The 23,991-nt window shown below is 60.2% G+C and carries 20 protein-coding genes and 1 pseudogene; 16 read left to right on the top strand and 5 right to left on the bottom strand.

Features of this window, described 5'->3' with window-relative positions:
* Positions 1–441, bottom strand: a 441-nt coding sequence (locus LJY18_RS21705) for a circularly permuted type 2 ATP-grasp protein (RefSeq protein ID WP_238044400.1), incomplete at its 3' end; no start/stop codon positions are given.
* Positions 442–941: 500 nt separating this feature from the next.
* Here LJY18_RS21705 and LJY18_RS21710 point away from each other — a divergent pair.
* The 3 genes from LJY18_RS21710 to galU all read left to right on the top strand — a co-directional run bounded on the left by LJY18_RS21710 (position 942) and on the right by galU (position 8,491).
* Positions 942–4,394 (top strand): chemotaxis protein CheB, encoded by a 3,453-nt coding sequence (locus tag LJY18_RS21710; protein WP_269137926.1) that lies wholly within the window; start codon positions 942–944, stop codon positions 4,392–4,394.
* A gap of 9 nt (positions 4,395–4,403) precedes the next feature.
* The gene (locus LJY18_RS21715; RefSeq protein ID WP_238044403.1) at positions 4,404–7,403 is read left to right on the top strand and encodes a sensor domain-containing protein; all 3,000 of its coding nucleotides are present in this window, start codon (positions 4,404–4,406) and stop codon (positions 7,401–7,403) included.
* Positions 7,404–7,651: 248 nt separating this feature from the next.
* On the top strand, positions 7,652–8,491 hold the full coding sequence (galU, locus tag LJY18_RS21720) for a UTP--glucose-1-phosphate uridylyltransferase GalU (protein ID WP_238044405.1): 840 nt from the start codon (positions 7,652–7,654) through the stop codon (positions 8,489–8,491).
* 110 nt (positions 8,492–8,601) lie between these two features.
* Here the strand turns inward: galU and LJY18_RS21725 are convergent, their stop codons facing one another.
* Positions 8,602–9,024, bottom strand: coding sequence for a VOC family protein (locus LJY18_RS21725; RefSeq protein WP_238044406.1), 423 nt, complete (start codon positions 9,022–9,024; stop codon positions 8,602–8,604).
* A 93-nt stretch (positions 9,025–9,117) separates the two neighbouring features.
* Between LJY18_RS21725 and gorA the strand changes: the two genes are divergently transcribed.
* The 4 genes and pseudogenes from gorA to LJY18_RS22605 all read left to right on the top strand — a co-directional run.
* Positions 9,118–10,479 (top strand): glutathione-disulfide reductase, encoded by a 1,362-nt coding sequence (gene gorA / locus LJY18_RS21730; protein ID WP_238044407.1) that lies wholly within the window; start codon positions 9,118–9,120, stop codon positions 10,477–10,479.
* 7 nt (positions 10,480–10,486) lie between these two features.
* A complete protein-coding gene (locus LJY18_RS21735; protein WP_238044409.1) occupies positions 10,487–11,110 on the top strand; it encodes a trimeric intracellular cation channel family protein in 624 nt (207 codons plus the stop codon).
* Between the two features lie 2 nt (positions 11,111–11,112).
* Positions 11,113–11,490, top strand: a complete 378-nt coding sequence (locus LJY18_RS21740; RefSeq protein WP_238044412.1) for a VOC family protein — start codon at positions 11,113–11,115, stop codon at positions 11,488–11,490.
* 140 nt (positions 11,491–11,630) lie between these two features.
* A pseudogene (locus LJY18_RS22605) lies at positions 11,631–11,753 on the top strand (polyhydroxyalkanoate synthesis regulator DNA-binding domain-containing protein); the annotation flags it as partial.
* Positions 11,754–12,044: 291 nt separating this feature from the next.
* Here the strand turns inward: LJY18_RS22605 and mreA are convergent.
* Positions 12,045–12,332: a metal-sensing transcriptional repressor MreA gene (gene mreA / locus LJY18_RS21750; RefSeq protein ID WP_238044417.1), complete on the bottom strand. Its 288-nt coding sequence runs from the start codon at positions 12,330–12,332 to the stop codon at positions 12,045–12,047.
* Positions 12,333–12,449: 117 nt separating this feature from the next.
* Between mreA and LJY18_RS21755 the strand changes: the two genes are divergently transcribed.
* The 4 genes from LJY18_RS21755 to LJY18_RS21770 all read left to right on the top strand — a co-directional run bounded on the left by LJY18_RS21755 (position 12,450) and on the right by LJY18_RS21770 (position 15,521).
* Positions 12,450–12,782 carry a hypothetical protein gene (locus LJY18_RS21755; protein WP_238044419.1) on the top strand — a complete coding sequence of 111 codons (333 nt, stop codon included), beginning with the start codon at positions 12,450–12,452 and terminating at the stop codon, positions 12,780–12,782.
* A gap of 47 nt (positions 12,783–12,829) precedes the next feature.
* The gene (locus tag LJY18_RS21760; protein ID WP_238044421.1) at positions 12,830–13,567 is read left to right on the top strand and encodes a HupE/UreJ family protein; all 738 of its coding nucleotides are present in this window, start codon (positions 12,830–12,832) and stop codon (positions 13,565–13,567) included.
* 12 nt (positions 13,568–13,579) lie between these two features.
* Positions 13,580–14,242 (top strand): transmembrane anchor protein, encoded by a 663-nt coding sequence (locus tag LJY18_RS21765; protein WP_238044423.1) that lies wholly within the window; start codon positions 13,580–13,582, stop codon positions 14,240–14,242.
* 397 nt (positions 14,243–14,639) lie between these two features.
* On the top strand, positions 14,640–15,521 hold the full coding sequence (locus LJY18_RS21770; protein ID WP_238044425.1) for a vitamin K epoxide reductase family protein: 882 nt from the start codon (positions 14,640–14,642) through the stop codon (positions 15,519–15,521).
* Positions 15,522–15,680: 159 nt separating this feature from the next.
* Here the strand turns inward: LJY18_RS21770 and LJY18_RS21775 are convergent, their stop codons facing one another.
* Positions 15,681–16,580 (bottom strand): universal stress protein, encoded by a 900-nt coding sequence (locus LJY18_RS21775; RefSeq protein ID WP_269137927.1) that lies wholly within the window; start codon positions 16,578–16,580, stop codon positions 15,681–15,683.
* A 401-nt stretch (positions 16,581–16,981) separates the two neighbouring features.
* Between LJY18_RS21775 and LJY18_RS21780 the strand changes: the two genes are divergently transcribed.
* The 3 genes from LJY18_RS21780 (at position 16,982) to LJY18_RS21790 (ending at position 20,404) form a co-directional block, all read left to right on the top strand.
* Positions 16,982–17,956 (top strand): magnesium transporter, encoded by a 975-nt coding sequence (locus LJY18_RS21780; RefSeq protein ID WP_238044428.1) that lies wholly within the window; start codon positions 16,982–16,984, stop codon positions 17,954–17,956.
* A gap of 167 nt (positions 17,957–18,123) precedes the next feature.
* Positions 18,124–19,542, top strand: a complete 1,419-nt coding sequence (locus tag LJY18_RS21785; RefSeq protein ID WP_238044430.1) for a homospermidine synthase — start codon at positions 18,124–18,126, stop codon at positions 19,540–19,542.
* A 106-nt stretch (positions 19,543–19,648) separates the two neighbouring features.
* On the top strand, positions 19,649–20,404 hold the full coding sequence (locus tag LJY18_RS21790) for a Mut7-C ubiquitin/RNAse domain-containing protein (protein WP_238044432.1): 756 nt from the start codon (positions 19,649–19,651) through the stop codon (positions 20,402–20,404).
* Between the two features lie 7 nt (positions 20,405–20,411).
* On the opposite strand, the gene LJY18_RS21795 is transcribed toward LJY18_RS21790, so the two are convergent.
* Positions 20,412–21,389, bottom strand: a complete 978-nt coding sequence (locus tag LJY18_RS21795) for a cysteine synthase A (protein WP_238044435.1) — start codon at positions 21,387–21,389, stop codon at positions 20,412–20,414.
* 140 nt (positions 21,390–21,529) lie between these two features.
* Here LJY18_RS21795 and ftsH point away from each other — a divergent pair, with 140 nt between their 5' ends.
* Together ftsH and LJY18_RS21805 are read left to right on the top strand one after the other, a co-directional pair.
* Positions 21,530–23,335, top strand: a complete 1,806-nt coding sequence (ftsH, locus tag LJY18_RS21800) for an ATP-dependent zinc metalloprotease FtsH (protein WP_238044437.1) — start codon at positions 21,530–21,532, stop codon at positions 23,333–23,335.
* A 22-nt stretch (positions 23,336–23,357) separates the two neighbouring features.
* Positions 23,358–23,918, top strand: a complete 561-nt coding sequence (locus LJY18_RS21805) for a phosphoribosyltransferase family protein (protein WP_238044439.1) — start codon at positions 23,358–23,360, stop codon at positions 23,916–23,918.
* Positions 23,919–23,991 lie beyond the last annotated feature (73 nt).

Consider the following 23,991-nt stretch of genomic DNA (forward strand, 5'->3'; position numbering starts at 1 on the left):
CACCAGATCGACCCCGGCGATGTGCGCATAGAGATCGCGGTGCAGGTCGAGGCCCTGCATGGCGATCTGGTAGCCCTCGTTGGCCAGCACCTGCTCGGCCGGAATGATCCCGGCCTTGATGATCCGCTGATCATGATAGAGATCGGCGAGGAACATGTTCAGCGCCTGCACGCGCTGGATGCAGCCGCGCTCGACCATGCGCCACTCGCTGGCCGGAATGCTGCGCGGAATGGTGTCGAAGGGGATCAGCCGCTCGGTGCCCTGCTCATCGCCATACAGGGTGAAGGTGATGCCGGCGCGGTGAAACAGCAGGTCCGCCTCGCGGCGGCGCAGGTCCAGTTGTTCTGGAGGGATTGCCGCCAGCCATCGGGCGAACTCTAGATAATGTGGGCGACACTTACCCTGTGCATCGTACATTTCATCGTAGTACTTGCGATCCATACCGCATTCCTCATCCGCTGATGACCATCACTATCGCAAATCGCCAAGCCCGTGCCATCTAGAAATTTGCTTTATTTAACAAAGCTGGGAATTCTCAAATAATACCGAGCTGATTTGTCATCATCAGTCTTTGCCAATACTTACCTCGGCGTGCGGCGCGAGTCGACTTATGCAAAAGAGCTTTCTTGCGGTTGTACTCACGACTGCAGGCTCGGCAGGGAGGGGCGGCTAACTGCGGAGCTGAGTTGAAAGCCGCCAACCGATGTTGTCCGGCGAAGCAGGCACTCACAACAAGCGGTATTCATAGCCAGCGCTCATCTGCCAGCGGGGCCTGTGACCTTTACTGGAATCGGGTCGCACTCTTCAGGCCAATTGAGTCGTCACATGCCTGAGTGGCGGGAAGTAACGGGCTGACGTGCAATCGTCTGGAAGCCAGCGTTACACTTCACGTTGAATTCAAGGTGTCGATCATGGCGAAAAGAAAAAAAGGCTCCGTCAAAATGACGCAAGAGCCCAGTGGTGCACGGGCAGTTGAGGGTAAGTTGACTGCCGATAGCAAGGCTCAACTACCTGTGGTGGCCGGAGGCACCGGGTCGAGTTTTCCAATAGTAGGGATTGGTGCCTCTGCCGGTGGGCTGGCTGCGTTCGAGGCGTTTTTCTCCGGCATGCCGACTGACAGCAATCCGAACATGGCTTTCGTGCTGGTCCAGCATCTGGCGCCTGATTATAAAAGCATGCTCACGGATCTGATTGGACGCTTCACCCGTATGCAGGTCTTCGAGGTGGTGGATGGCATGCAGGTACAGCCAAACTGCGCCTACATAATCCCGCCCAACCGCGACATGGTATTCATCAATGGCACCTTGCAATTGCTGTCGCCAGTCGAACCACGTGGTCAACGCTTGCCTATCGATTTTTTCTTCCGTTCGCTGGCTCTCGATCAGCGGGAACGGGCTATAGGTATCGTGCTATCCGGTACAGGCAGTGATGGCACATTGGGCGGGCGGGCGATCAAGGCCGAAGGTGGCATGTTCATGGCTCAGGATCCCGACTCAGCGGAATTCGACGGCATGCCGCGTAGCGCCATTGCGACCGGGCTGGTCGATTACGTGCTGCCGCCAGCCGAGATGCCGGTACAGATCATGGCTTACGTTGCCCATGCCTTCGGCAAGCCGCCGCTGTTGGCCAGCATTCCGATATCCAGGGCCGAAGACGCCTTGAAGAAGATATTCATTGCACTGCGTACCCATGTTGGCCATGACTTTTCGCAGTACAAACCGAGTACCGTCTTGCGCCGCATTGAACGGCGCATGGCGGTCCATCAGCTTGAGAATATCGACAGCTACGTCAGGTATTTGCATCAGGCGCCAAACGAGGTCGAGTCGCTATTTCGCGACTTGTTGATCGGCGTGACCAATTTCTTCCGTGATCCGGCAGCGTTCAAGACGCTTGAGGAACTGGCTATCCCGCAGATTTTCGCCAATAACCCACCGGGCTCGGCGATCAGGGTCTGGTCAACCGGCTGTTCAACCGGCGAGGAGGCCTACTCGCTGGCCATCCTCTTGCAGGAACACCGTGAGACGCTCAAACAGGATTACACGGTTCAGGTATTCGCCACCGACATAGATAGCCGCGCGATCGCCACCGCGCGCACTGGTATTTACCCGACCAGCATAACCGCCGACATGAGCCCTGAACGGCTGAAGCGGTTTTTCACCCTTGAGCCCGATGGCAGTGGCTACCGAATTCACAAAAGCATCCGGGATATGCTGGTGTTTTCCGAACAGGACCTGATCAAGGATCCGCCGTTTTCCAGGCTTGACCTGATTTGCTGTCGCAACCTGCTGATTTACCTGGGGGCGGAATTGCAGAAGAAAGTCATTCCGCTGTTCCACTACGCACTCAAGCCGGGTGGCATCTTGTTTCTTGGCACCTCCGAAGGTATCGGCGATTTTGACGACCTGTTCAGCGTGCTTGATCGCAAGTCGAAGCTGTATCAGCGCAAGGAAGACTTCCATGGCATGCATCGCACCTTCCTCAGCCGCTTTCTGTCCCCGGCGACCGCCGCTGACATGATCAGCGTGGCGCGCGCTCCGGGTAACGCCAAAGCGGTGTTTCCGAGTAAATTGCCGCTGCGCGAGATCACCGAGCAGGCGCTCTTGCAGCACCTGGCTGCAGTCGCAGCGCTGATCAACGCCCAAGGCGATATCCTCTACCTGCATGGCCGCAGCGGCATGTACCTGGAGCCAGCACCGGGCGAGGCGGGCATCAACAATATCCTCAAGATGGCGCGCGAGGGCTTGCGTTCCAACCTGGCCAAGAGCCTGCACCAGGCAGTGGCCAGCAAACACAACGTTGAGCTCAAGGCGCTGCAGGTCAAGACCAATGGCCACTTCACCCCGGTCAACCTTTCTATCTGCCCGGTGAAGTCCGGACAGGACGCGACCGTGGAAGCGTCCCTGTTCGTGGTCATCCTGGAAGAGGCGCCAGCCCTGCAAGTGCCCCAGGCGCACCAGACTTCCGCGCAGGCAGGTTTGGCTGGCGAGGGTCGCGATGCGGGGATGGACGCGCGCCTTGAGGCGCTCAAGCAGGAGCTGCAAAGTAAGGAAGGCTACCTGCAGAGCACCATCGAGGCGCTGGAGACCTCCACCGAAGAACTCAAATCCTCCAATGAGGAAATGCAGTCGGTCAACGAGGAGCTGCAATCAACCAACGAGGAATTGGAGACCTCCAAGGAAGAGTTGCAATCGGTCAACGAGGAGCTGGCGACCATCAACGCCGAACTGCAGATCAAGGTGCTCGAGTTGTCGCAGGCGAACAACGACATGAACAACCTGCTGGCCGGCACCGGAATCGGCACGGTCTTCGTTGATCTCAATCTGCGCATTCTGCGCTTCACTCCGGCGGCATCGCGGATCATCAACCTGATCCCGAGTGATGTCGGTCGACCGGTCGGTCACATCGTCTCCAATCTGCTTGGCTACGACCGCCTGGTGGCCGATGTGAAGGCGGTGCTGGATACCTTGACGCCCAAGGAGATCGATGTGCAAACCATGGAAGGGCGCTGGTACAAGATGCGCATTTTGCCCTATCGCACCCTGGACAATGTGATCGAGGGGGCGGTGATCACCTACGTCGATATCAATGAGCACGAGACCCTGCGCCTCAACGAAGAGCGTTACCGGCTGGCGGCGAAAGCTGCAAGGGAAGTCATTTGGGATTGGGACATCATCAAGGGTGAGCAACGCTGGAATGAGGCGGGAGTCCCGCTCTTCGGCTGGACCGACATAGTCTCTGCACCACAATCGATCAGCTGGTGGCTAGAACGCATCCACCCAGAGGATCGCCAGCGGGTCAACGACGGCATCCACGCCGCCGTGGCCGATTTCTCACGCACGCACTGGGAAGATGAGTACCGCTTTCGCAAGGCCGATGGGGCCTATGCAACCGTACTCGATCGTGGATTTGTCCTGCGCAACGAACACGGACAGGCCATTCGCATGATCGGGGCAATGCTCAATATCACCGAGCGCAGACAGGCCGAAGATGCGCTACGGGTTAACGAAGCGCGCCTGCGAGTGGCCCTTGAGGCCACGCCCGTTGTGGTCTTCAATCAGGACAAGGAATTACGTTACACATGGATCTATAATTCTAAATTGGCGGTGCCGGCTGTGCAGTTTCTCGGAAAGACCGATACCGACCTGTTGCCGGAAGAGATCGCCGTCAACGTGACTGCAATCAAACGGCAAGTACTGGAGAGCGGGGTGGGGACCCGGCAGCGAGTTCATAGCAATATGTATGGCAAACCAACCCCTTGTGATTTGACCGTGGAACCTTTGTGTGATGATTCTGGCACCATTATAGGTATTACCGGCGCATCTATTGAGGTCACCGAACAGCAGCATCAGGATGTAGCTCACGCAAGGCCGGATCCACACCTCCAGGGTGAATGAGGGCTGCCAATGAAAGACAAGCATGCTCCAGAGAAATGCGTCGCCACTTCGGCGAGCTCAGGGGCAGTGTTGCGCCAGATGGCTGAAGAAATCATTGGCGATGATGCCCGGGACTCGCGCGCGAGTCCGCCGCTCCTGACACCAGAAGCGATGCAGCAGGCTTTGCATGAGTTACGCGTGCACCAGATCGAACTGGAGATGCAGAACGAGGAACTGCGTCAGGCGCAGGCCAAGATTGAAGATGCGAAAGAGCGCTATTTCGATCTCTATGACCTGGCCCCGATTGGCTACCTGACGCTTAGCGCACAGGGCTCGATCCTCCAGGCCAACCTGACCTCGACCCGTCTGCTGGAAGTGGTTCGCGCCGAATTGATCAAGCAGCCGATCACGCGCTTCATCTATCGCGACGACCAAGACATTTTCTATCAGCTGCGTAAACGGCTGATTAGCACAGGTGAGCCACAGACGTGCGAGCTGCGCATGGTCAGGAGTGGCGGGGCGATACTGTGGGCACACCTGGACGCAACCAAGGCTCAAGACGAAGGTGGCGCAGCGGCATTGCGTATCGTCCTAAGTGATTACAGCGCACGCAAGCTCGCTGAGGATGCACTGCAGGAGAGCTATCAGGCCCTGCACAGCATTCTGGACGCTACCCTCGACGGCTTTTGGCGGATTGATGTTCGCGGCAATATTCTCGATGTAAACCCGACCTACTGTGAACAGTCGGGTTACAGCCGTGAAGAGCTGCTGAGGATGAACGTCTCCGATCTGGAAGTGGCGGAGTGCGCCGCCGCATCAGCGAAACAGACCCTCACCCTGATTGAAACCGGTCATGGGCAGTTCGAGTCAGTCCATCGCCGCAAGGACGGATCCCTTTGGCAGGTGGAAGTTAGTAGTACTTATCGTGACGCTGCCGGGGGGCAGGTTTTCGTGTTCCTGCGTGATATTTCCAAGCGCAAACAAGCCGAAGAAAAACTCCAGCTCGCGGCCAACGTGTTCTCGCACTCCCGCGAAGGCATCATGATTACCGCGGCCGATGGCAGCATAATCAACGTCAATGCCGCTTTTAGCCGAATTACAGGCTACAGCCGCGACGAAGCCATAGGGCAGACTCCGCAAATTCTCAGCTCAGGCCGCCAAACCAGAGAGTTTTACGAGTCCATGCAGCATAGCCTGAAGCAAAAAGGTCACTGGTACGGTGAACTCTGGAACAGGCGCAAAAACGGCGAAATTTATGCCGAGATGCAAACCGTCAGTAGCGTGCGCGATTCCAACGGCGACGTCATACAGTACGTGGCACTGTTCTCCGATATCACCGAAATCAAGGCGCAGCAGAGCAAGCTTGAGCACATCGCGCACTACGACGCCCTGACCTCGCTGCCCAACCGCGTGCTCTTGGGCGACCGCCTGCGGCATGCCATCGCGCAGGCGCAGCGGCGCGGGCAACTGCTGGAAGTCGTCTACCTGGACCTGGACGGTTTCAAGGCGATCAACGACAAGCACGGCCATGAGGCCGGCGACAAACTGCTGATTGCCCTTTCTGGCAGCATGAAGCAGGCGCTGCGTGAATGCGACACCCTCGCCCGTATTGGCGGCGATGAGTTCGTTGCCGTGCTGGTCGACCTGCCGGATGTAGCCACCAGCATGCCAATGCTCAACCGGCTGCTCGCCGCAGCGGCGCAAGTGGTGCATGTGGGCGACCTCGCGCTGCAAGTATCGGCCAGCATGGGGGTGACCTTTTGTCCGCAGCAGGATGAGGTGGACGCGGATCAACTGATGCGTCAGGCCGATCAGGCCATGTATCAGGCCAAAGTGTCCGGCAAGAACCGTCTGCATTTCTTCGATGTCGAGCAGGATCGTAGCGTGCGCGGCCATCACGAAAGCCTGGAGCATATCCGCCTTGCGCTGGCGGAGCACGAGTTCGTCCTCTACTACCAACCCAAGGTGAATATGCGTAGCGGCGAAGTCATCGGTGTCGAAGCCCTGATTCGCTGGCTGCACCCACAGCGAGGGCTTTTGGCTCCGGCGATATTTCTCCCAGTGATCGAGGATCATCTGCGGGCGATCGAAATGGGCGAATGGGCAATCAATCAGGCCCTGATCCAGATGGAAGAATGGCTCAAGGTCGGGCTGGACATCGAAGTCAGTGTCAACATTGGTGCTCGCCAGTTGCAGCAGAAGAATTTCGTTGAGAGCCTGCAGGCTATTCTCAAAGCCCATCCGCAAGTCAAACCCTCGCGCTTGCAACTGGAGATTCTGGAAACCAGCGCACTGGAAGACGTTGCGCATGTGTTCCAGGTAATCGAAGCCTGTCGGGAAATCGGGGTGATGTTCGCGCTGGATGATTTCGGTACGGGTTATTCCTCACTTACCTACCTCAAACATCTACCGGTAGCCTTGCTCAAAATCGACCAGAGCTTCGTCCTTGGCATGCTCGATGACCCGGATGACCTGTCCATTCTCAAGGGGGTAGTTGGCTTGGCCAGCGCCTTCCGCCTTGAGGTCATTGCCGAAGGCGTTGAAAGCCTGGAGCATGGCGCTCTATTACTGCAACTGGGTTGCGAGCAGGCTCAGGGGTTTGGTATCGCCGCGCCAATGGCTGCACACGAAGTGCCCAACTGGGTTGCGACCTGGTGGCAGGGCTCGGATTGGTGCAACTTGCCATCGGCGAGCAAAGAAGACTTGGCGCGCCTGATGGCCAGCGTCGAACTGCGCGCCTGGATCAAGGCCATGGACAACTACCTCAAGGGCGAGCGTGCATCCCAACCCAGCCTGGATCGGCAACAGAGCTATTTTAAGCAATGGCTGAAAATAGCTGGCCAGGATCCGTGCTTCTCGCACCCGTCCTTTGCTGCCGTCAACGAGTTGCATGCTCAGATCAATATGCTGGCAAGTGAAGTCTGTGATCTGCATGTCAAGGGTCGTGAGGCGCAGGTACAGACAAGGATCGGCGAACTTCATGCCCTGCAGGACTGCATGCTTGAACAGTTGCAAACGCTGGTCCAGTAAGTGGTCCAATAGTACGGATCTGGCAGCTTGGGGGCTGCGCAGGTCTTCTCGCTAAGGCTGAGCGGGGTGGGGCGGTGCTGGACTTCGCCCCTGCGCGCCAACCCGCATCAGTTGCACTCTTCACTATCCAAAGCCGTTCGCTGAGTCGGGATTTCGCGTGCGCGGCATGGGCCGGCCGACCCTCTAACATTGTATGGTCAGTGCAGCCTGATAGACTGTCTGGGTATTTGCCAACTTTTAGGAGTCTCATGATCAAGAAATGCTTGTTCCCAGCAGCCGGTTACGGCACACGCTTTCTACCTGCAACCAAGGCCATGCCCAAGGAGATGTTGCCGATAGTGAACAAGCCACTGATCCAGTATGGCGTCGAAGAGGCGCTTGAAGCTGGGCTGACGGAGATTGCCATGGTCACCGGCCGTGGCAAGCGCTCGTTGGAGGATCACTTCGACATCAGCTACGAGCTGGAACAGCAGATCCGCGACACCGACAAGGAAAAATACCTGGTAGGCATCCGCCGCCTGATCGATGAATGCAGTTTTTCCTACACCCGTCAGGTCGAAATGAAAGGCCTCGGCCACGCGATTCTCTGTGCTCGTCCGCTGATTGGTGACGAGGCCTTTGCCGTGGTGCTGGCCGATGACCTGTGCCTGAACCTGGAAGGCGACGGTGTATTGACCCAGATGATCAAGCTGTACAACCAGTTCCGCTGCTCGATCGTCGCCATTCAGGAAGTGCCGCCGGAGGAGACCCACAAGTATGGCGTGATCGCCGGCGAGATGATTCGCGACGATATCTACCGGGTCAACAGCATGGTCGAGAAGCCCAAGCCGGAAGATGCGCCATCCAATCTGGCGATCATCGGTCGCTACATCCTTACCCCGGATATTTTCGACATCATCAAAAATACCCCCCCGGGCAAGGGTGGCGAAATCCAGATTACCGATGCGCTGATGAAACAGGCCCAGGACGGCTGCGTACTGGCCTACAAGTTCAAGGGTCAACGCTTCGACTGCGGCGGCGCAGAGGGCTATATCGAGGCCACCAACTTCTGCTTCGAGAACCTCTACAAGCCGGGCAAGGCTTTCTAAGCCTGAGTTCAGCTTGAGCGAAAGCCACCTTCGGGTGGCTTTCTGCTTCAGGTCGACGAAAAACTCAAACCATCACCGCGAGTCGTGCTGCTGACCTCGACACTAAGGCCTCACGGAATCGGCATGGACTCGGAGCCAGGGCCCAGCGGTTGACCGTAACTGAACTCGACATAATTGCCCGCGGGATCACTTAGCCCGCAGTAATAACCGACAGGGTAGGGCTCATCGCGTGGCGCCCAGATCAGGCAGCCCGATTCTTGCGCTTTGGCAGCGATCTGGTCGACTTGATCGCGGCTCTCCAGAGCAAAACCGAAATGGCTGTAATCGTCCGCGGCCAGTTGCCGATCCTGACCACCCGGCATGATCACGAATATGAAGGTGTGTTCTTTGCCGGGCTCGGCCATCCAGACGATGCGCGAGCCTTTGCCCGCACGCTCGTGGATCACGCGCATGCCGCAGAACTCCGAATAAAACGCCACACAGGCATCCAGATCCGGCACATGCAAAGCCAAATGGGTGAGGGTAGGGCGCATGGCGTTTCTCCTCTTGGTGACACAGCAAGTTTAGGCCTGGGGCAGGGTTCAGTGCGATTAGGTTATGCTGGCGGCCTGCTAAGGAGGCTGACCATGACCTATGATTTCGACCTGTTTGTAATCGGTGCCGGTTCCGGTGGTGTACGTGCTGCGCGGTTTGCCGCCGGTTATGGTGCCCGCGTGGCCGTAGCCGAGAGCCGTTATCTGGGCGGCACCTGCGTCAATGTCGGCTGTGTGCCGAAAAAGCTGCTGGTGTATGGCGCGCACTTTGCCGAGGATTTCGAGCAGGCCCAGGCTTTTGGTTGGTCGTTATCAGGTGAAGCGACATTCGATTGGCCGACCCTGATCGCCAACAAGAACCGAGAGATCGAACGCCTCAATGGCATCTACCGTAACCTGCTGCTCAACAGTGGCGTAACCCTGCTCGAGGGTCATGCGCGGCTGCTTGATGGGCATAGCGTGGAGTTGGGCGGCCAGCGCTACAGCGCCAAGCACATTCTCATCGCCACCGGTGGCTGGCCGCATATCCCGCAAATTCCGGGACACGAACATGCCATCGGCTCTAATGAAGCTTTCTTTCTCGAGCAATTGCCCAAGCGCGTGCTGGTGATTGGCGGTGGCTATATCGCCGTGGAGTTCGCCTCGATTTTTCATGGCCTCGGCGCCCAGACCTCGCTGCTCTATCGCCGCGAGCTGTTTCTGCGCGGCTTCGACGGCGCAGTGCGCCAGCACCTGCGCGAAGAACTGAGCAAGCGCGGCCTGGATCTGCAGTTCAACAGCGATATCGAACGCATCGACAAACAGCCCGACGGCAGCCTGCAGGCAACGCTGAAGGACGGTCGGGTACTAGAAACCGATTGCGTGTTCTACGCCACCGGCCGGCGGCCGATGCTGGACAACCTGGGCCTGGAGAACACCGCGGTAGAGCTCGACGAGCGCGGCTATATCAAGGTCGACGAACAGTTCCAGACAACCGCGCCTTCGATTCTGGCGCTCGGCGATGTCATCGGCCGGGTGCAGCTGACCCCGGTGGCGCTGGCCGAAGGCATGGCGGTGGCGCGACGACTGTTCAAACCAGAGGAGTATCGCCAGGTCGACTACCGGACGATTCCTACCGCCGTCTTCAGCCTGCCGAATATCGGCACCGTCGGCCTTAGCGAAGAGCAGGCGAGGGAGGAGGGCTACCGGGTGGAAGTCTACGAAAGTCGTTTCCGGCCGATGAAACTGACGCTCACCGAATGCCAGGAACGCACCCTGATGAAGCTGGTGGTGGATGCCGACAGCGACCGCGTATTGGGTTGCCACATGGTTGGCCCGGAAGCCGGTGAAATCGTCCAGGGCCTTGCCGTGGCCCTCAAGGCTGGGGCAACCAAGCAGATTTTCGACGAGACCATTGGCGTGCATCCGACGGCTGCCGAAGAGTTTGTTACCATGCGCACCCCTGTGAGCAGCTGAAATCGCCATGCCGCAACTTTTCTACCTGGCTGACCTGTTCGGCGTAGCCGTATTCGCCATCACCGGCGCCTTGATGGCTGGGCGCAAATCCATGGATCTGTTCGGCGTGCTGGTGATTGCCGTGATCACCGCGCTGGGTGGCGGAACCTTGCGCGATCTGATTCTCGACAATCACCCGGTCAGCTGGATCCGTGACGACACCTATATCGTCATCGCGTCCCTGGCGGCGGTGGGCACCGTGGTGTGGGTACGCTTGACCCAGCCGATCCATGAGAAGGGGCTGCTGATCGCCGATGCCTTTGGCTTGGCCGTGTTCACCGTGATCGGCACAGAAGTGGCCTTGCAGCACAACGTGCCACTGAGTACTGCCGTGATCATGGGGGTCATGACCGGTGTCGCTGGCGGCGTGATGCGCGATGTCATCTGTAATGAAATCCCGCTTATATTCAGGAAAGAAATCTACGCCACCGCCTGTATTGCCGGTGCCTTGGTGTTTATCGGACTGCGCGCACTGGACACGCCGCACTGGGTCGATACCAGCATCGCCATGTTGACCGTATTGCTTATCCGCCTGGCGGCAATTCGTTGGCGTTTCTCCTTGCCACGGTTTCATTTGCTGGATCGGGACTGAGCATGATCGAACGCTTGGATCACTTAGTGCTGACCGTTGCCGACATTGCCCGCACGGTCGACTTTTATCAGCGCGTGCTGGGCATGCGGCATGAGGTCTTTGGCCAAGGCCGGAGTGCGCTGGTGTTTGGACAGCAGAAATTCAATCTGCATCAGCATGGCAACGAGTTCGAACCAAAAACCAAACAACCAACGCCAGGGGCGATCGACCTGTGCCTGATCACGCGTTGGTCGATCGATGCGGTGATTGAGCACCTGACGCAGCACGGCGTGACTGTCGAGCAAGGGCCAGTGGTGCGCACCGGTGCAATCGGCCCAATCGAGTCGGTGTACCTGCGTGATCCCGATGGCAACCTGATCGAAGTGAGCCGTTACCTCTGAGCAGCGTCAAGCCAAGACAAGGAAAGAAAGGCCTGAATGCACATGGCAAACACCTATTGCTTCGCTGACCAAATACGCTATTTAACATAATATACATTATGCGAAGTGACAGGCTTGGCTACAGCGGTAGTTAGCCCAACATGACAGATCACAGTCGGAACAATATCCTCCGCCTTATCAAGAACTACGCCAACCGCCGCTTGTATGACACTCACACGAGCAGCCACTTGACCCTTGCGGATGTCCGTCAGCTGGTGATCGAGGGCGAACGAATCACTCATCCGCATCACCTCGTTTCTCGTCATCTTTGGCGCACTGGCGGCATAGGAGGCAACGGTGCCTAGACCGCCGCGGGAACTTTCCCGCCCGCTGCTTGCAGGTATCGGGCTGCCGTCCTCCGGGTGCGGATCAGCAGTGGCCGACTCAAGTAACCACTGCGCTGGATGGCTCTCCACGCTAAACGGAGGAGCCTGCAGAGTTCGGGAAAATCTTACGCCAGGCCTGCTAGGCCCCCTATTGCAGCAGTTCGGCGAAGCTCGACATGGGGGAAAGACCTAGAGGTACTTGGTGATTTGCTTGAAGTCTTCCAGCGGCGCGCGCTCGCCCGTGGAGAGTGCTGCGACCGTATGTTCCAGGCAGTGATCGATATGGTCCTGGATCAACGTGCGCTTGGCCTGACAGACCGCTTTTTCCACGGCATGCAGTTGCTGCGCGATGTCGACGCAGGCACGACTGTCTTCGATCATGCTGACGATGCTGCGCAGATGACCCTCCGCACGCTTCAACCTTTTGATGATATCGCTGTGACTTTGGTGCTGATGGTCGTGTTCGTGATCGCTCATGCCTTGAGTCTCGTGCATCGATGAACTACGCTCGCATGCTATCCCCCTGGGGGGGATAGGGTCAAACGTAGCATCCGTCCAGAAAAGCCAACCGCTCAGGACTCGAAAGAACCCGACATGTTCAGCGAACCCATCAGCATCAAGGTGATCTTTGCCCTTGCTCTCGCCGTCCTGATGGCCTGGGGCGGGCATGCCTCTGCGCTGCCCGCCTGGGCTGGCAATGACGCTGCCCATGCGCACGGCGACGGCGCATCTGCTTGCGCTGCATGCGCGGATCACTCCTCCTCGCTGACGGCCGATCATCTGCATGAAACACCGCACCCGAGCACGCTGCTGAGCATCATCAGCCTGCCAGAGCGTGCGCAGCCGATAGAAGCCCCTCGCTACTCCATGCCTCCCGGCCCGCTCTTCCTGATCGAGCGGCCACCACGCGCCACATTCGTGCTCTGACACAAGCCGCTGTGCGGCCCAAGACCACTGCAATCCAGGACTTAACCATGCATTCGCTATCCATGAGCGCAATGGCCGTATCTGCCATGCGCCCGAGTCGCCCGCTACTACTGTTGTTGTTATTCACGGCATTGCTCTTTCTCGGCATGCCCGATGCCCTAGCCCACGCTGTCGCCGAGGGCGACAAGGGCTTTATCCAGGAAAGCTCCGGGGCGATGGTGTTGCCGTTCATCTACATGGGCGCGAAACACATGATCACCGGTTACGACCACCTGCTGTTTCTCTTCGGGGTGATCTTCTTTCTCTACCGACTGAAAGACGTGGGCCTCTACGTCACCCTGTTCGCCGTGGGCCACAGCGTGACCCTGCTGTTCGGCGTACTGGCGGAAATCAGCATCAGCGCCTATGTGATCGACGCCATCATCGGCTTCTCGGTGGTGTACAAGGCGCTGGATAACCTGGGCGCGTTCCAGCGCTGGTTCGGCCATCAGCCGAACACCAAAGCGGCCACGCTGATCTTCGGCTTGCTGCATGGCTTCGGTCTGGCGACCAAGATTCAGCAATACGAGATCTCGGCAGACGGTCTGATCGCCAACCTGCTTGCCTTCAACGTCGGCGTCGAGATCGGCCAGCTCCTGGCCCTTAGCGCCATTCTGATTGTCATGGGCTACTGGCGGCGTACCGCCAGCTTCTGGCGTCATGCCTACACCGCCAACGTCGCCATGATGAGCGCCGGTTTCCTGTTGATGGGTTACCAGCTCACCGGCCTGATCGTGTCTCAGTAAGGATCTCTCACCATGTTCAATAGCAAGCTTCCGACGCTCAACGAATTGCCGACCAGCCGCCAACTGCTGCGCTCCAGCGTGATTGCACTGGCCGTGGCCGCTGCACTGTTGGTCACCGTGGTCATGCCAGCGGAATATGCCATCGACCCAACGGGCGTTGGCCGCGTACTCGGCCTGACCCAGATGGGCGAAATAAAGAAAACCCTGGTGGAGGAAGCGGCGGCGGATGCCGCTGTTCAGCCAGCGGCAGTCCCCGTCGCTCGATCGCCGGCGCCTCTTCAGGCTGCACCTCAAGAACAAGTCGCGACAGCACCTGTTGCCGAACCGGTAGCAGAACCTCTGCCAGACCTGAAAGCGGATGAAATGACCGTCACCCTGAAGCCGGGCGAGGCCACCGAAATCAAGCTGGAAATGCTGAACAAGGCCACGGTCCACTACGAGTGGATAACCGATGGCGTTCCGGTCAACCACGACACCCACGGCGAGCCCTACATCGGCCCGAAGGGCTACTACCACAGCTACAGCAAGGCCAAGCAGATCAAAGCCGATAAAGGCGCGTTCACCGCCATCTTCGACGGCACCCACGGCTGGTTCTGGCGCAATCGCAGCAACAGCGACGTGACCATCACACTCAAGACCAAGGGTGAGTACCTGAGCATTAAACGAGTCATTTAAACCAAAAGTTCCTCCGTGATCAGGCGCGGGGGGTCTCATCCATGATCCGACTAGGAAGCCCCGGGGCCGATCTTCTCGGCCACCCGGCACTTGGGCAACTGGGCGCTTGAACTGCGCCCTAGGAAGCGCCCGGAACGAACAGGCGATGATCGCACTCGGGGGCATCTTCGACTCCTTTTGAGCCGTAATCGGCAGCCTTATCCGGGCGTTGTAGCCGTTCACGGTTGCGCACAGCCATATACCCAGGGTGGCCTGCTGCTAGGGAAGAGTCGGCCATCCGCCGCTGCGTTTTACTGCTAACGTTTAGAAGTAGATCGAGCCTCATCGATCGAGGTGGGAACTGCGTGTTCAGCGTACACCTTGTTTTCTTGACCTATTTCTTGAAAGAGCCTGCCCTATGAGTAAAACCAAAAGGGTTCGACCTCACGAGGTAATCGCCCAATCCGGCGCCGGCCGCGGCGTTCAGCATTCACCCGAATTAGTGGTTCTGGGGCTGGCGCTATGCGGCATGCTGCTGACTGGCTATCTGACCTATGTAGCCCTGCGTGGCGGTACACCGGCATTCTGTTCGGCTGAATCGGCCTGCGATCTGATCCAGCACAGTCGTTGGTCGAGCTTGTTGGGGCTGCCGCTGGCGCTCTGGGGCTTCGTTGTTTATGGGCTGTTGGCGGCTAACGCCTGGCGCTTACCGGCCAGGCTGGTGCGTTGGCGGCGACTCTGGCTGCTGGCCTGGTTCGGGCTGGCCGTCAGCCTGTACATGACCCTGGTTGCCTGGCTGCAACTCGACGCATTCTGCACCTGGTGCTTGCTGTCGCTGGCACTGATGGCGGCGATTTTCATACGAGTGAGTGTGAAACGACCTAAATCGGCACCTGGCACCGAATGGCGGCACTGGCTGACCTATTGCGGGGTGGCAACACTGGTCACCCTGGGCGGCCTGCAGCTGTATTACAGCGATATGCTGGCTCCGCGCGAAGACCCACAGTTGCAGGCTCTGGCCAGCCACCTGCAGCGCAGCGGCGCGAAGTTCTACGGGACCTTCTGGTGTCCAACCTGCCAGGAACAGAAACGCCTGTTTGGCACATCGGCTGAGCGTCTACCCTTTGTCGAATGCACCCCGGATGGGCGCAACGGACTGGTTGCGCGAGCCTGCATCGAAGAGAAGATCAACCGTTACCCAACCTGGATAATCCGTGAACAGCGCTATTCGCAGATGCTCACTATTGAAGAACTGACGCGCCTTTCAAGATTCAAGTGGCGGGAAACACCCGCGCCTTGAATCCCGCTATCAGACTTGCGTTCAGTTCATGAGCGCTACCTGAACGCAAGTGCAGGCAGCACTCGCACTGGAGTTCTGCGACATTGCAAGCGCGCAGCTTGCCACTGTCCTGCGCCTCGTACCTATCCACTCAATGGCTTGTCACAAGCTGAACCTGGATCAGGTTGGCCTGATCGCCAAGATGCTGCTCGGGACCTGGTACAGGGTCTGCTCCGTGGTACTGCCCAGCACTTTTTCCAGGCCCTTGCGGTCCAGCGTGCCCATGACTACTACATCCATGTGCTCGCGCGCGGCAAAGTCGCTGATGATCCTGGTCGGAGAACCTTCGACAGCGTGTCGCCGCTGCGGCGGTACACCATGTTGCTCGGCGAACTGATTGAAGGTCGTGCGCATTATGGCAGTCAACTCTTCCAGGAACTCAGGCGTCCAACTGACCGGGGCCGCGGCATAAGCCAAGTAGGCCGGTGAGTGCTCATAGGCGTGCAATAGATGCAGCTCAGCATTGCATTGCGCTGCCAAGTCACTGGCAGCGGCCAGAATGCGTTCGTTCATGTCGCTGACCCGGTTTTTTGATTCAGACAGATCGACTGCCGCGACAACCCTGCGCGGCAGCGGGTGCTCGGCGGCACTGACCAAATGCAATGGCTTCGGGCATTCGCGCAGCAATTGCCAGTCCAGCGGAGTAATGAAGGCACGCTGCAATATCGGCTCATGGTGCGTGTCCTTGATGACCAGATCCGCCTGGACATTCTTTATATGCAGGAGCGTTTCCTCGATAGGCGCATCGGTCCAAACGGCTTCGGTCGTCACTGCTATGCCTTTGTCGCTGAGTCGGTCAGCTTCAGCCTTGAGGTAAACCTGCTGTTGCCTGAGGAAATCGTCACGCACCTGCGCTTCTGTGCTTTTGTCCAGCAACCACATGGTGGCATACGGGCCACTGATCGCCGCGATATGCAAGGAGCCACCGCACGCTTGCACCAGCGCCACGGCCCTCTGTAGGGCGGGAGACTGGCGCATGCCTGGATCGGCTATAAGCAGCAGTCGTTGATACTGACTCATGGGAACCTCCAGAAACGCTGGTTACCATCGCCCTGCCCCTTAATACCCTCTCCCAAGCGATCCCTTGAGCAGACATTCGCGGCGGACGATGCATATCGACATCATTTAGCCTGCCTTGGCAGATGCCTCATGAGGTTGATCTACATCAAACCGATCCGGTTCCGGTTACTCAGAAGTAGCGAAATATCGTGCGCCGTCGCCAGGCCATCAGCGGCCCTTGGCAAGAGTGTGACCCCAAGCTATCAGCATCGGCTAACGACGACTGGCATTGCACGACCATGCGCCGGACTGGCCAAGCCAATACGGCATTCCGAGTCAAGCGGCCAGAGCTATAGTCCAGACAGCCTTGCTGCTTTGGTCCGCCCTATGCCTATGGCATGGCGCAGCGTCAGGAGATCCCCATGTCGCATGAGACAACTGCCTACACCAACTTCGAAACGGCGGCGCAGCAGGCCACCACCCGCGTCCCGCTGTTTACTCCGGATCGCACAGTCGACGCGGCGCGCCTGGAGATGATCGGCCAGCGTTACGAGTGCGCGAGCCACATCATGGTCTGCGAAGATGGGTACTTTCTCGGTCTGGTGAGGATCGAAGACCTGCTCAGTGCGCCCGCGGACATCACCCTGGCTGACTTGATGGACGCTCAGGCGCCCATAGTCGCGCCCGGTATCGATCAGGAAATTGCCGCCTGGCGCGCCGTGAACCATGAGGAGTCGGCTTTGACGGTGGTCGATGCTCAAGGCCGCCTGGTGGGGGTGATTTCGCCCCACCGCCTGCTCGCGGTGCTGCTCTCGGAACATGAGGAAGATCTGTCGCGCCTCGGGGGCTTTATCAAGGGAGCCGAGGCCGCACGCAACAGCAGCGAGGAACCGGTGCGGCGGCGCTTTCGCCATCGTATCCCATGGTTACTGGTGGGGCTTTTCGGAGCGCTTCTGGCTGCAGATTTCGTCGGGCAGTTCGAGGCGCAATTGCAGAGCAAGATCATCCTGGCCTTCTTCATCCCGGGAATCGTCTACCTCGCCGATGCGGTCGGCACCCAGACTGAAACCGTGGTCGTGCGCGGCCTTTCGGTCGGGGTTGGGATGCGCCAGATGATTGGCCGCGAACTGCAGGTTGGCCTGGCTATCGGTTTGGCGCTGGCCCTGGTCGCCGGCCCGCTGGTGTGGTGGCGCTGGGGCAGTCCCGAGATTGCCTTGTGCATCGGGCTTTCGGTGTTCGCCACCTGCGCCACGGCAACCCTGGCAGCCATGACCCTGCCTTGGTTGCTGAACAGTTTCTCCCTCGATCCGGCATTCGGCAGCGGGCCGTTGGCTACGGTGATCCAGGATCTGTTTTCGGTGCTGATCTACTTCACTATCGCCAGCGCACTGTTCTGACCTGCCAGGGCAGAAAGTTTGATCCACATCATGCCGGGGTGGGCGCATCCGTCCCTAAGCTGCGATTAGAGGCGTGGCTTGCCCTATTTCTTGCGCCATCGTGTTGAGCGACCCGTCTTAGCGTTAACCGTGAGTACCCTGGCGCAGCACCACCTGGAGAGTCGGACATGCTCACGCGTCCTGCCAAACAGCGCTTCGCCGGCCGCCTGGTCATGCTCGGTTTCGGCTGCATCGGCCAGGGGGTATTACCGCTCTTGCTGCGGCATATCGACCTCAGGCCCGAGCAACTGCTGATCATCAGCGCCGATCACTGGGGGCTGCCGCTGGCCCGCGAGCACGGGGTTACCCTGATCCATTTCGAATTGACCCGGGACAACTATCGACAGGTGCTGGAGCCACGACTCAGCGCGGGCGACTTTCTCCTCAATCTCTCGGTAGATGTCTCCAGCCTGGCGTTGATCGAGCTGTGCCGCGAGCGTGGCGTGCTCTATCTGGACACCTGCATCGAACCCTGGGCCGGCGGTTATGACAACCCGTCGCTGTCGCTCTCGCAACGCTCCAACTATGCCCTGCGCGATGCCGTTCTGGCCCTGCGCGGCAAGCGCGGCAAACAACCCACGGCAGTGCTGACCCATGGCGCCAACCCCGGCCTGATTTCCCATCTGCTCAAGCAGGCGTTGCTCGAGCTGGCCGCCGACAGAGACCTGGGCGCCGCGCCGCCGACCTCGCGCGAGGAGTGGGCGCGGCTGGCACAAAGCCTGGGCGTGTGCACTATCCATATCGCCGAACGCGACACCCAGTTCGGCCCTGAACCCAAGGCCGCTGGCGAGTTCGTCAATACCTGGTCGGTGCCCGGGTTTCTCAGTGAGGCCTGCCAACCGGCCGAACTGGGCTGGGGCAGTCATGAGCGCTACCTTCCCGTGGACGCTGCGCGGCATGCGTTCGGTTGCCAGGCCGCCCTCTACCTGACCCGCCCAGGCGCGGCCACCCGGGTGCGCAGCTGGACGCCGCTGGCAGGGGCGCAGCTGGGTTTTCTCATCACCCATAGCGAGTCCATCTCCATCGCCGACTACTTGACCCTCGGCGATCCGCTCGCGCCCGAATACCGCCCCACGGTGCTCTATGCCTATCACCCCTGCGACGCGGCAGTGCTCTCGCTGCATGAACTGGCCGGACGCAATTGGCACGCCCAGCGGCGCCAGCGTCTGCTCGAGCAGGACATCAGCGACGGCGTGGATGCCCTCGGCGTGCTGCTCATGGGTCACCCGCGCGGCGCCTACTGGTACGGCTCGCGCCTGAGCATCCAGCAGGCCCGGGCGTTGTGCCCGGAGAACAACGCCACCAGCCTGCAAGTCACCAGCGCGGTGATGGCCGGGGTGATCTGGGCCATCCAGCATCCCCGGCGCGGCATCATCGAGCCGGACGAAATACCCCACGCGGCGATTCTGCAGCTGTGTCGCCCCTATCTCGGCGAGGTTGCCGGGGTGTACAGCGACTGGACCCCAATCGAGCGCTACAGCGGCCTGTACCCCGAGGATCTCGACCCGGACGACCCCTGGCAATTCAAGAACTTCCGCACCCTGTAAGCGCTCGTGGAGAACTTGCGCCTGCCGCGGCCGCGCGCAAGCGCCGGGTGTCAGTCTGGCGCCGGCGCTGGATAGCTTCAGAACCACCGAGGGCTATGCTTGAGTCATGGTTCGCGCGACTTTTCGCTTCTATGAGGAGCTCAATGACTTCCTCCCGGCCGAGCGGCGGCGCCGCGAGTTCGACTGCCTGTGCGCCCGCGCGGCCACCACCAAGCACATGGTCGAGGCCCTTGGCGTCCCCCACACCGAGGTCGAACTGCTGCTGGTCAACGGCGAATCGGTAGGCTTCGACCGGTTATTGGCGGACGGCGACCGGGTGGCGGTCTACCCCAAGTTCGAACGCCTGGACATCAGCGCCCTGCTCAAGGTACGGGAGCAGCCGTTGCGGGTCTTGCGCTTCATCGCCGATGCCCACCTCGGTGGCTTGGCCCGCCTGCTGCGCATGGCCGGTTTCGATACGCTCTACGACAACCACTTCGACGATCTGCAGATCGTTGAAATAGCCGCGCGCGAACAGCGCATCGTGCTGACCCGCGACCGCGAATTGCTCAAGCGCCGGCTGGTCAGTCATGGCTGCTACGTGCATGCGCGCAAGCCCGCCGAGCAGTTGTACGAACTGTGCCAGCGGCTCGATCTCGCGCCCAGCATCAAACCACTCAGCCGCTGCCTGCATTGCAATCAGCCGTTGCAGAGCATCGATGTACAAGAAGCCCGCGAGCGCTTACCCAGCCGCATCGGCTACAGCTATTCGCAGTTCATGCAGTGCCACGGCTGTGGACGTCTGTACTGGCAGGGTACGCACTGGCGCAACATGAGCGCCCTGCTCTCCGAGCTGCAGGCGCAGCGCCCGAATGCCGACTGAAGCCCGCTCAGGCCGGCGGCTGCAGCCCGGCTTCGCTCAGCCAGGCGCGATTGAACAGGCGACCGGCGTAGAGCCCGCCGCGGTCGCACAACAGGGTCACGACGCAGTGTCCTGGCCCCAGTTCAAGTGCCAGTTCGCGCGCCGCGCAGAGGTTGATGCCGCTCGACCCCCCGACGTACAAACCTTCCTCGCGCAGCAGGCGATACAGCATGTCCACGCACTGCTGATCGTCCACCTGCAGCGCCGAATCGATCGGTGTGTCTTGCAAGTTGGCGGTAACCCGGCTGGTGCCGATGCCTTCGATGATCGACTTGCCCTCGGCGCGCAACTCGCCGTCCAGCACCCAGTGATAGAGGGCGCTGCCCATGGGGTCGGCCAGCACGATGCGCACCGCCGGCTTGCGCTCCTTGAGATAACGCGCCACGCCGGCCAGGGTGCCGCCGGTGCCGACCGCACAGACGAAGGCATCCACCCTGCCCTCGCTATCGCGCCAGATTTCCGCGCCTGTGGTCCGGTAGTGCACGTCGCGATTGGCGGTATTGTCGAACTGGTTGGCCCAGATCGCCCCCGGCAATGTGGTGGCCAGGCGACCGGCGATCTTCTGGTAATTATCCGGGTCGCTGTACGGCTTGGGCGATACCGGACGCACCTCGGCGCCCAGTTGGCGCAGCAGGTCGAACTTCTCCCGCGATTGGTTTTCCGGGATCACGATGATGCAGCGGTAACCCCGCGCCGCACAGATATGCGCCAGGCCGATGCCGGTGTTGCCGGCGGTGCCTTCGACCACCGTACCGCCCGGCCCCAGACGGCCAGCGTGTTCGGCCTCTGCGATGATGCCCAGGGCCGTGCGGTCTTTCACCGAGCCGCCTGGGTTGAGGAACTCGGCCTTGGCCAGGATCTCGCAACCGGTCTCGGCGCTCAGCTTGCCGAGGCGAATCAGCGGCGTGTCGCCAATGGTTCCGATAAAACCTTCACGGATAGCCATGGTTCACCTCCAGGCTGCTCTATCCTTTTTTTAGTTTAGCGGCGACGGCTACAAGCGATAGCGGCTTGACGGGCATCAATACCGCATCCGGCCGCCAGGGTTACACCTAAGCTCGCACCACTCCCCCGAGGACAGGCCTCATGGAAAAGCAGCAGCAATGGAACCTCTGGTTCTTTCTCGTCGCCTTCAGCCTGCTTCTGGTGTTTCAGGACTGGTTGGGGGCACGCAGCGCGGTCGAACCCCTGCCCTACAGCGAGTTCATACGGCTGCTCAAGGAAGAGAAACTCAGCGACTTGCTCATCGAGCAGCAGCAGATCAGCGGCAAGCTCAAGGAACCAATCAACGACCGCAGCCAATTTGTCACCGTGCGGGTTGAACCCGAGCTGGCCGAGGCCCTGGCGCAGTCGAATGTGACCTTCAGTGGCACCCGCCAAGGCGGGCTGATCAGCAACCTGCTGAGCTGGTTGTTACCCTTCCTCCTGATCTTCGCCCTCTGGTCGTTCCTGTTTCGTCGCCTGGTCGAGAAACAGGGGTTAGGCGGCATGGTCAACGTCGGCAAGTCCAGGGCCAAGGTTTTCGTCCAGCGCGATACCGGGGTGACCTTCGACGATGTGGCCGGTATTGACGAAGCCAAGGCCGAGCTGCTCGAAGTGGTGTCCTTCCTCAAGGACCAGCCCAAGTACAGCCGCCTCGGTGCGCGCATTCCCAAGGGCATTCTGCTGGTCGGCCCGCCTGGCACCGGCAAGACCCTGGTGGCCAAGGCGGTGGCCGGCGAGGCCAACGTGCCGTTCTTCTCCATCTCCGGTTCGGAGTTCGTCGAAATGTTCGTCGGCGTCGGTGCCGCCCGGGTCCGTGACCTGTTCGAGCAGGCACGCAAGGCCGCGCCCTGCATCATCTTCATCGACGAACTGGACGCCCTGGGCAAGGCGCGCGGGGTTGGCGCCTTTGGCGGCAACGACGAGAAGGAGCAGACCCTCAACCAGCTGCTCGCCGAACTGGACGGTTTCGACCCACGCGAAGGGGTGGTACTGCTGGCCGCCACCAACCGCCCGGAGATCCTCGACCCCGCCCTGCTGCGCGCCGGCCGCTTCGATCGCCAGATCGTCATCGATCGCCCCGATCGCCGCGGCCGGCTGGCCATTCTCAAGGTGCATGCCAAGCGCATCCAGGTCGCCGCCGACCTCGACATGGATCGCATCGCCGGGATTACCACCGGTTTCTCCGGTGCCGACCTGGCCAACCTGATCAATGAAGCGGCCATCCTCGCCACTCGCCGCGGCGCCGATGCGGTGAGCATGGCCGACTTCACCGCCGCGGTGGAGCGCATCGTGGTTGGCAGCGAACGCCGCGGGCGCCTGCTCCAGCCCCACGAGCGCGAGGTGGTGGCCCACCATGAAATGGGCCACGCCCTGGCCGCGGCCAGCCTGGCGGGCATGGATCCGGTGCACAAGGTGTCGATCATCCCGCGCTCGGTCGGTGCCCTCGGCTACACCCTGCAGCGACCTACCGAGGATCGTTTCCTGATCACCCTGGCGGAACTGAAAAACCGCATGGTCGTGCTGCTTGCCGGGCGGGCGGCGGAATATCTGATCTTCAACGAGATATCCACCGGTGCCGCCGACGACCTGGCCAAGGTCACTGACATCGCCCGGCAGATCGTCACGCGCTTCGGCATGACAGCCGAGCTCGGCCAAGCCGTGCTGGAGCACCAAAGTGCCAGCTACCTGGGCGAACAGGCGATCAGCCTGCGCGAGAAAGACTATTCGGAAGAGACCGCGCGCGAGGTCGACCTGAGCGTCAGGTCCCTGATCGATGACGCCTATGCGCAGGCCAAGGCTCTGCTGCAGAGTCGGCGCGCCGAGCTGGAGCAAGGTGCCCAGTTGCTGCTGGAAAAGGAAACCCTGACCCCTGAAGAGTTTCCGGCGCTGCGGCCACTCCCGGCCTAGCGTTCAGATGGAGGCCATCACCATGCCGACTAAATCCGCCGGGCTGCGGCTATGCCTGTACACCAGCGAAGAACTGGCCGCCATCGTGCATGCCATGGCCATCCAGGCCGCGGCCCTGTTGCCGCCCGGGCAGAGTGCACTGGTCGGCATTCTGCGCCGTGGCGAGCCACTGGCGCGCATGCTGCAACAGCAGTTGGCGCAGCTCACCGGGCAAGCCGAGTTGCCGTTGTATGCGCTCAAGGTCAAACGCTACGCCGATGACCTCAGCCTGCTGCATGCGCAAACGGCACTGACCGAGAGCGCCGAACTGGCCGCACTGGACTTGTCCGGCACCACCCTGCTGGTGGTCGATGACGTGCTCTATGAAGGCCACTCGCTGTTGCGCACCTGCGCCTACCTGGCGCGTCTCGGTGCCCAGCGGGTGCGTGCGGCGGTGCTGGTCGATCGCTGCGTCTGCACCCAGCCGGTGCATGCCGATATCGTCGGCGTGCGCCTGCAGATCGCCCCCGGCGACATCATCGAATGCAACGTGCCGCCTTACGAGCAGGCGTTTCGCATCGAGGTGCTGCGCCACGGCGGCTGACTGCAGGCCCTCCTCCGCGTCCTGTAATGCACCGTTTGTCAGTGCTGCCGGTGCGCTCGTGCCAGCGTCAACC

Source organism: Pseudomonas sp. MMS21 TM103 (genome assembly GCF_022132145.1).
Lineage (GTDB): Bacteria > Pseudomonadota > Gammaproteobacteria > Pseudomonadales > Pseudomonadaceae > Aquipseudomonas.

Bases quoted from the DNA above. Each gene is read 5' to 3' on its own strand.
- LJY18_RS21710 (WP_269137926.1), top strand. From the start codon at position 942: ATGACGCAAGAGCCCAGTGGTGCACGGGCAGTTGAGGGTAAGTTGACT.
- LJY18_RS21715 (WP_238044403.1), top strand. From the start codon at position 4,404: ATGAAAGACAAGCATGCTCCAGAGAAATGCGTCGCCACTTCGGCGAGC.
- galU (WP_238044405.1), top strand. From the start codon at position 7,652: ATGATCAAGAAATGCTTGTTCCCAGCAGCCGGTTACGGCACACGCTTT.
- LJY18_RS21725 (WP_238044406.1), bottom strand. From the start codon at position 9,024: ATGCGCCCTACCCTCACCCATTTGGCTTTGCATGTGCCGGATCTGGAT.
- gorA (WP_238044407.1), top strand. From the start codon at position 9,118: ATGACCTATGATTTCGACCTGTTTGTAATCGGTGCCGGTTCCGGTGGT.
- LJY18_RS21735 (WP_238044409.1), top strand. From the start codon at position 10,487: ATGCCGCAACTTTTCTACCTGGCTGACCTGTTCGGCGTAGCCGTATTC.
- LJY18_RS21740 (WP_238044412.1), top strand. From the start codon at position 11,113: ATGATCGAACGCTTGGATCACTTAGTGCTGACCGTTGCCGACATTGCC.
- mreA (WP_238044417.1), bottom strand. From the start codon at position 12,332: ATGAGCGATCACGAACACGACCATCAGCACCAAAGTCACAGCGATATC.
- LJY18_RS21755 (WP_238044419.1), top strand. From the start codon at position 12,450: ATGTTCAGCGAACCCATCAGCATCAAGGTGATCTTTGCCCTTGCTCTC.
- LJY18_RS21760 (WP_238044421.1), top strand. From the start codon at position 12,830: ATGCATTCGCTATCCATGAGCGCAATGGCCGTATCTGCCATGCGCCCG.
- LJY18_RS21765 (WP_238044423.1), top strand. From the start codon at position 13,580: ATGTTCAATAGCAAGCTTCCGACGCTCAACGAATTGCCGACCAGCCGC.
- LJY18_RS21770 (WP_238044425.1), top strand. From the start codon at position 14,640: ATGAGTAAAACCAAAAGGGTTCGACCTCACGAGGTAATCGCCCAATCC.
- LJY18_RS21775 (WP_269137927.1), bottom strand. From the start codon at position 16,580: ATGAGTCAGTATCAACGACTGCTGCTTATAGCCGATCCAGGCATGCGC.
- LJY18_RS21780 (WP_238044428.1), top strand. From the start codon at position 16,982: ATGTCGCATGAGACAACTGCCTACACCAACTTCGAAACGGCGGCGCAG.
- LJY18_RS21785 (WP_238044430.1), top strand. From the start codon at position 18,124: ATGCTCACGCGTCCTGCCAAACAGCGCTTCGCCGGCCGCCTGGTCATG.
- LJY18_RS21790 (WP_238044432.1), top strand. From the start codon at position 19,649: ATGGTTCGCGCGACTTTTCGCTTCTATGAGGAGCTCAATGACTTCCTC.
- LJY18_RS21795 (WP_238044435.1), bottom strand. From the start codon at position 21,389: ATGGCTATCCGTGAAGGTTTTATCGGAACCATTGGCGACACGCCGCTG.
- ftsH (WP_238044437.1), top strand. From the start codon at position 21,530: ATGGAAAAGCAGCAGCAATGGAACCTCTGGTTCTTTCTCGTCGCCTTC.
- LJY18_RS21805 (WP_238044439.1), top strand. From the start codon at position 23,358: ATGCCGACTAAATCCGCCGGGCTGCGGCTATGCCTGTACACCAGCGAA.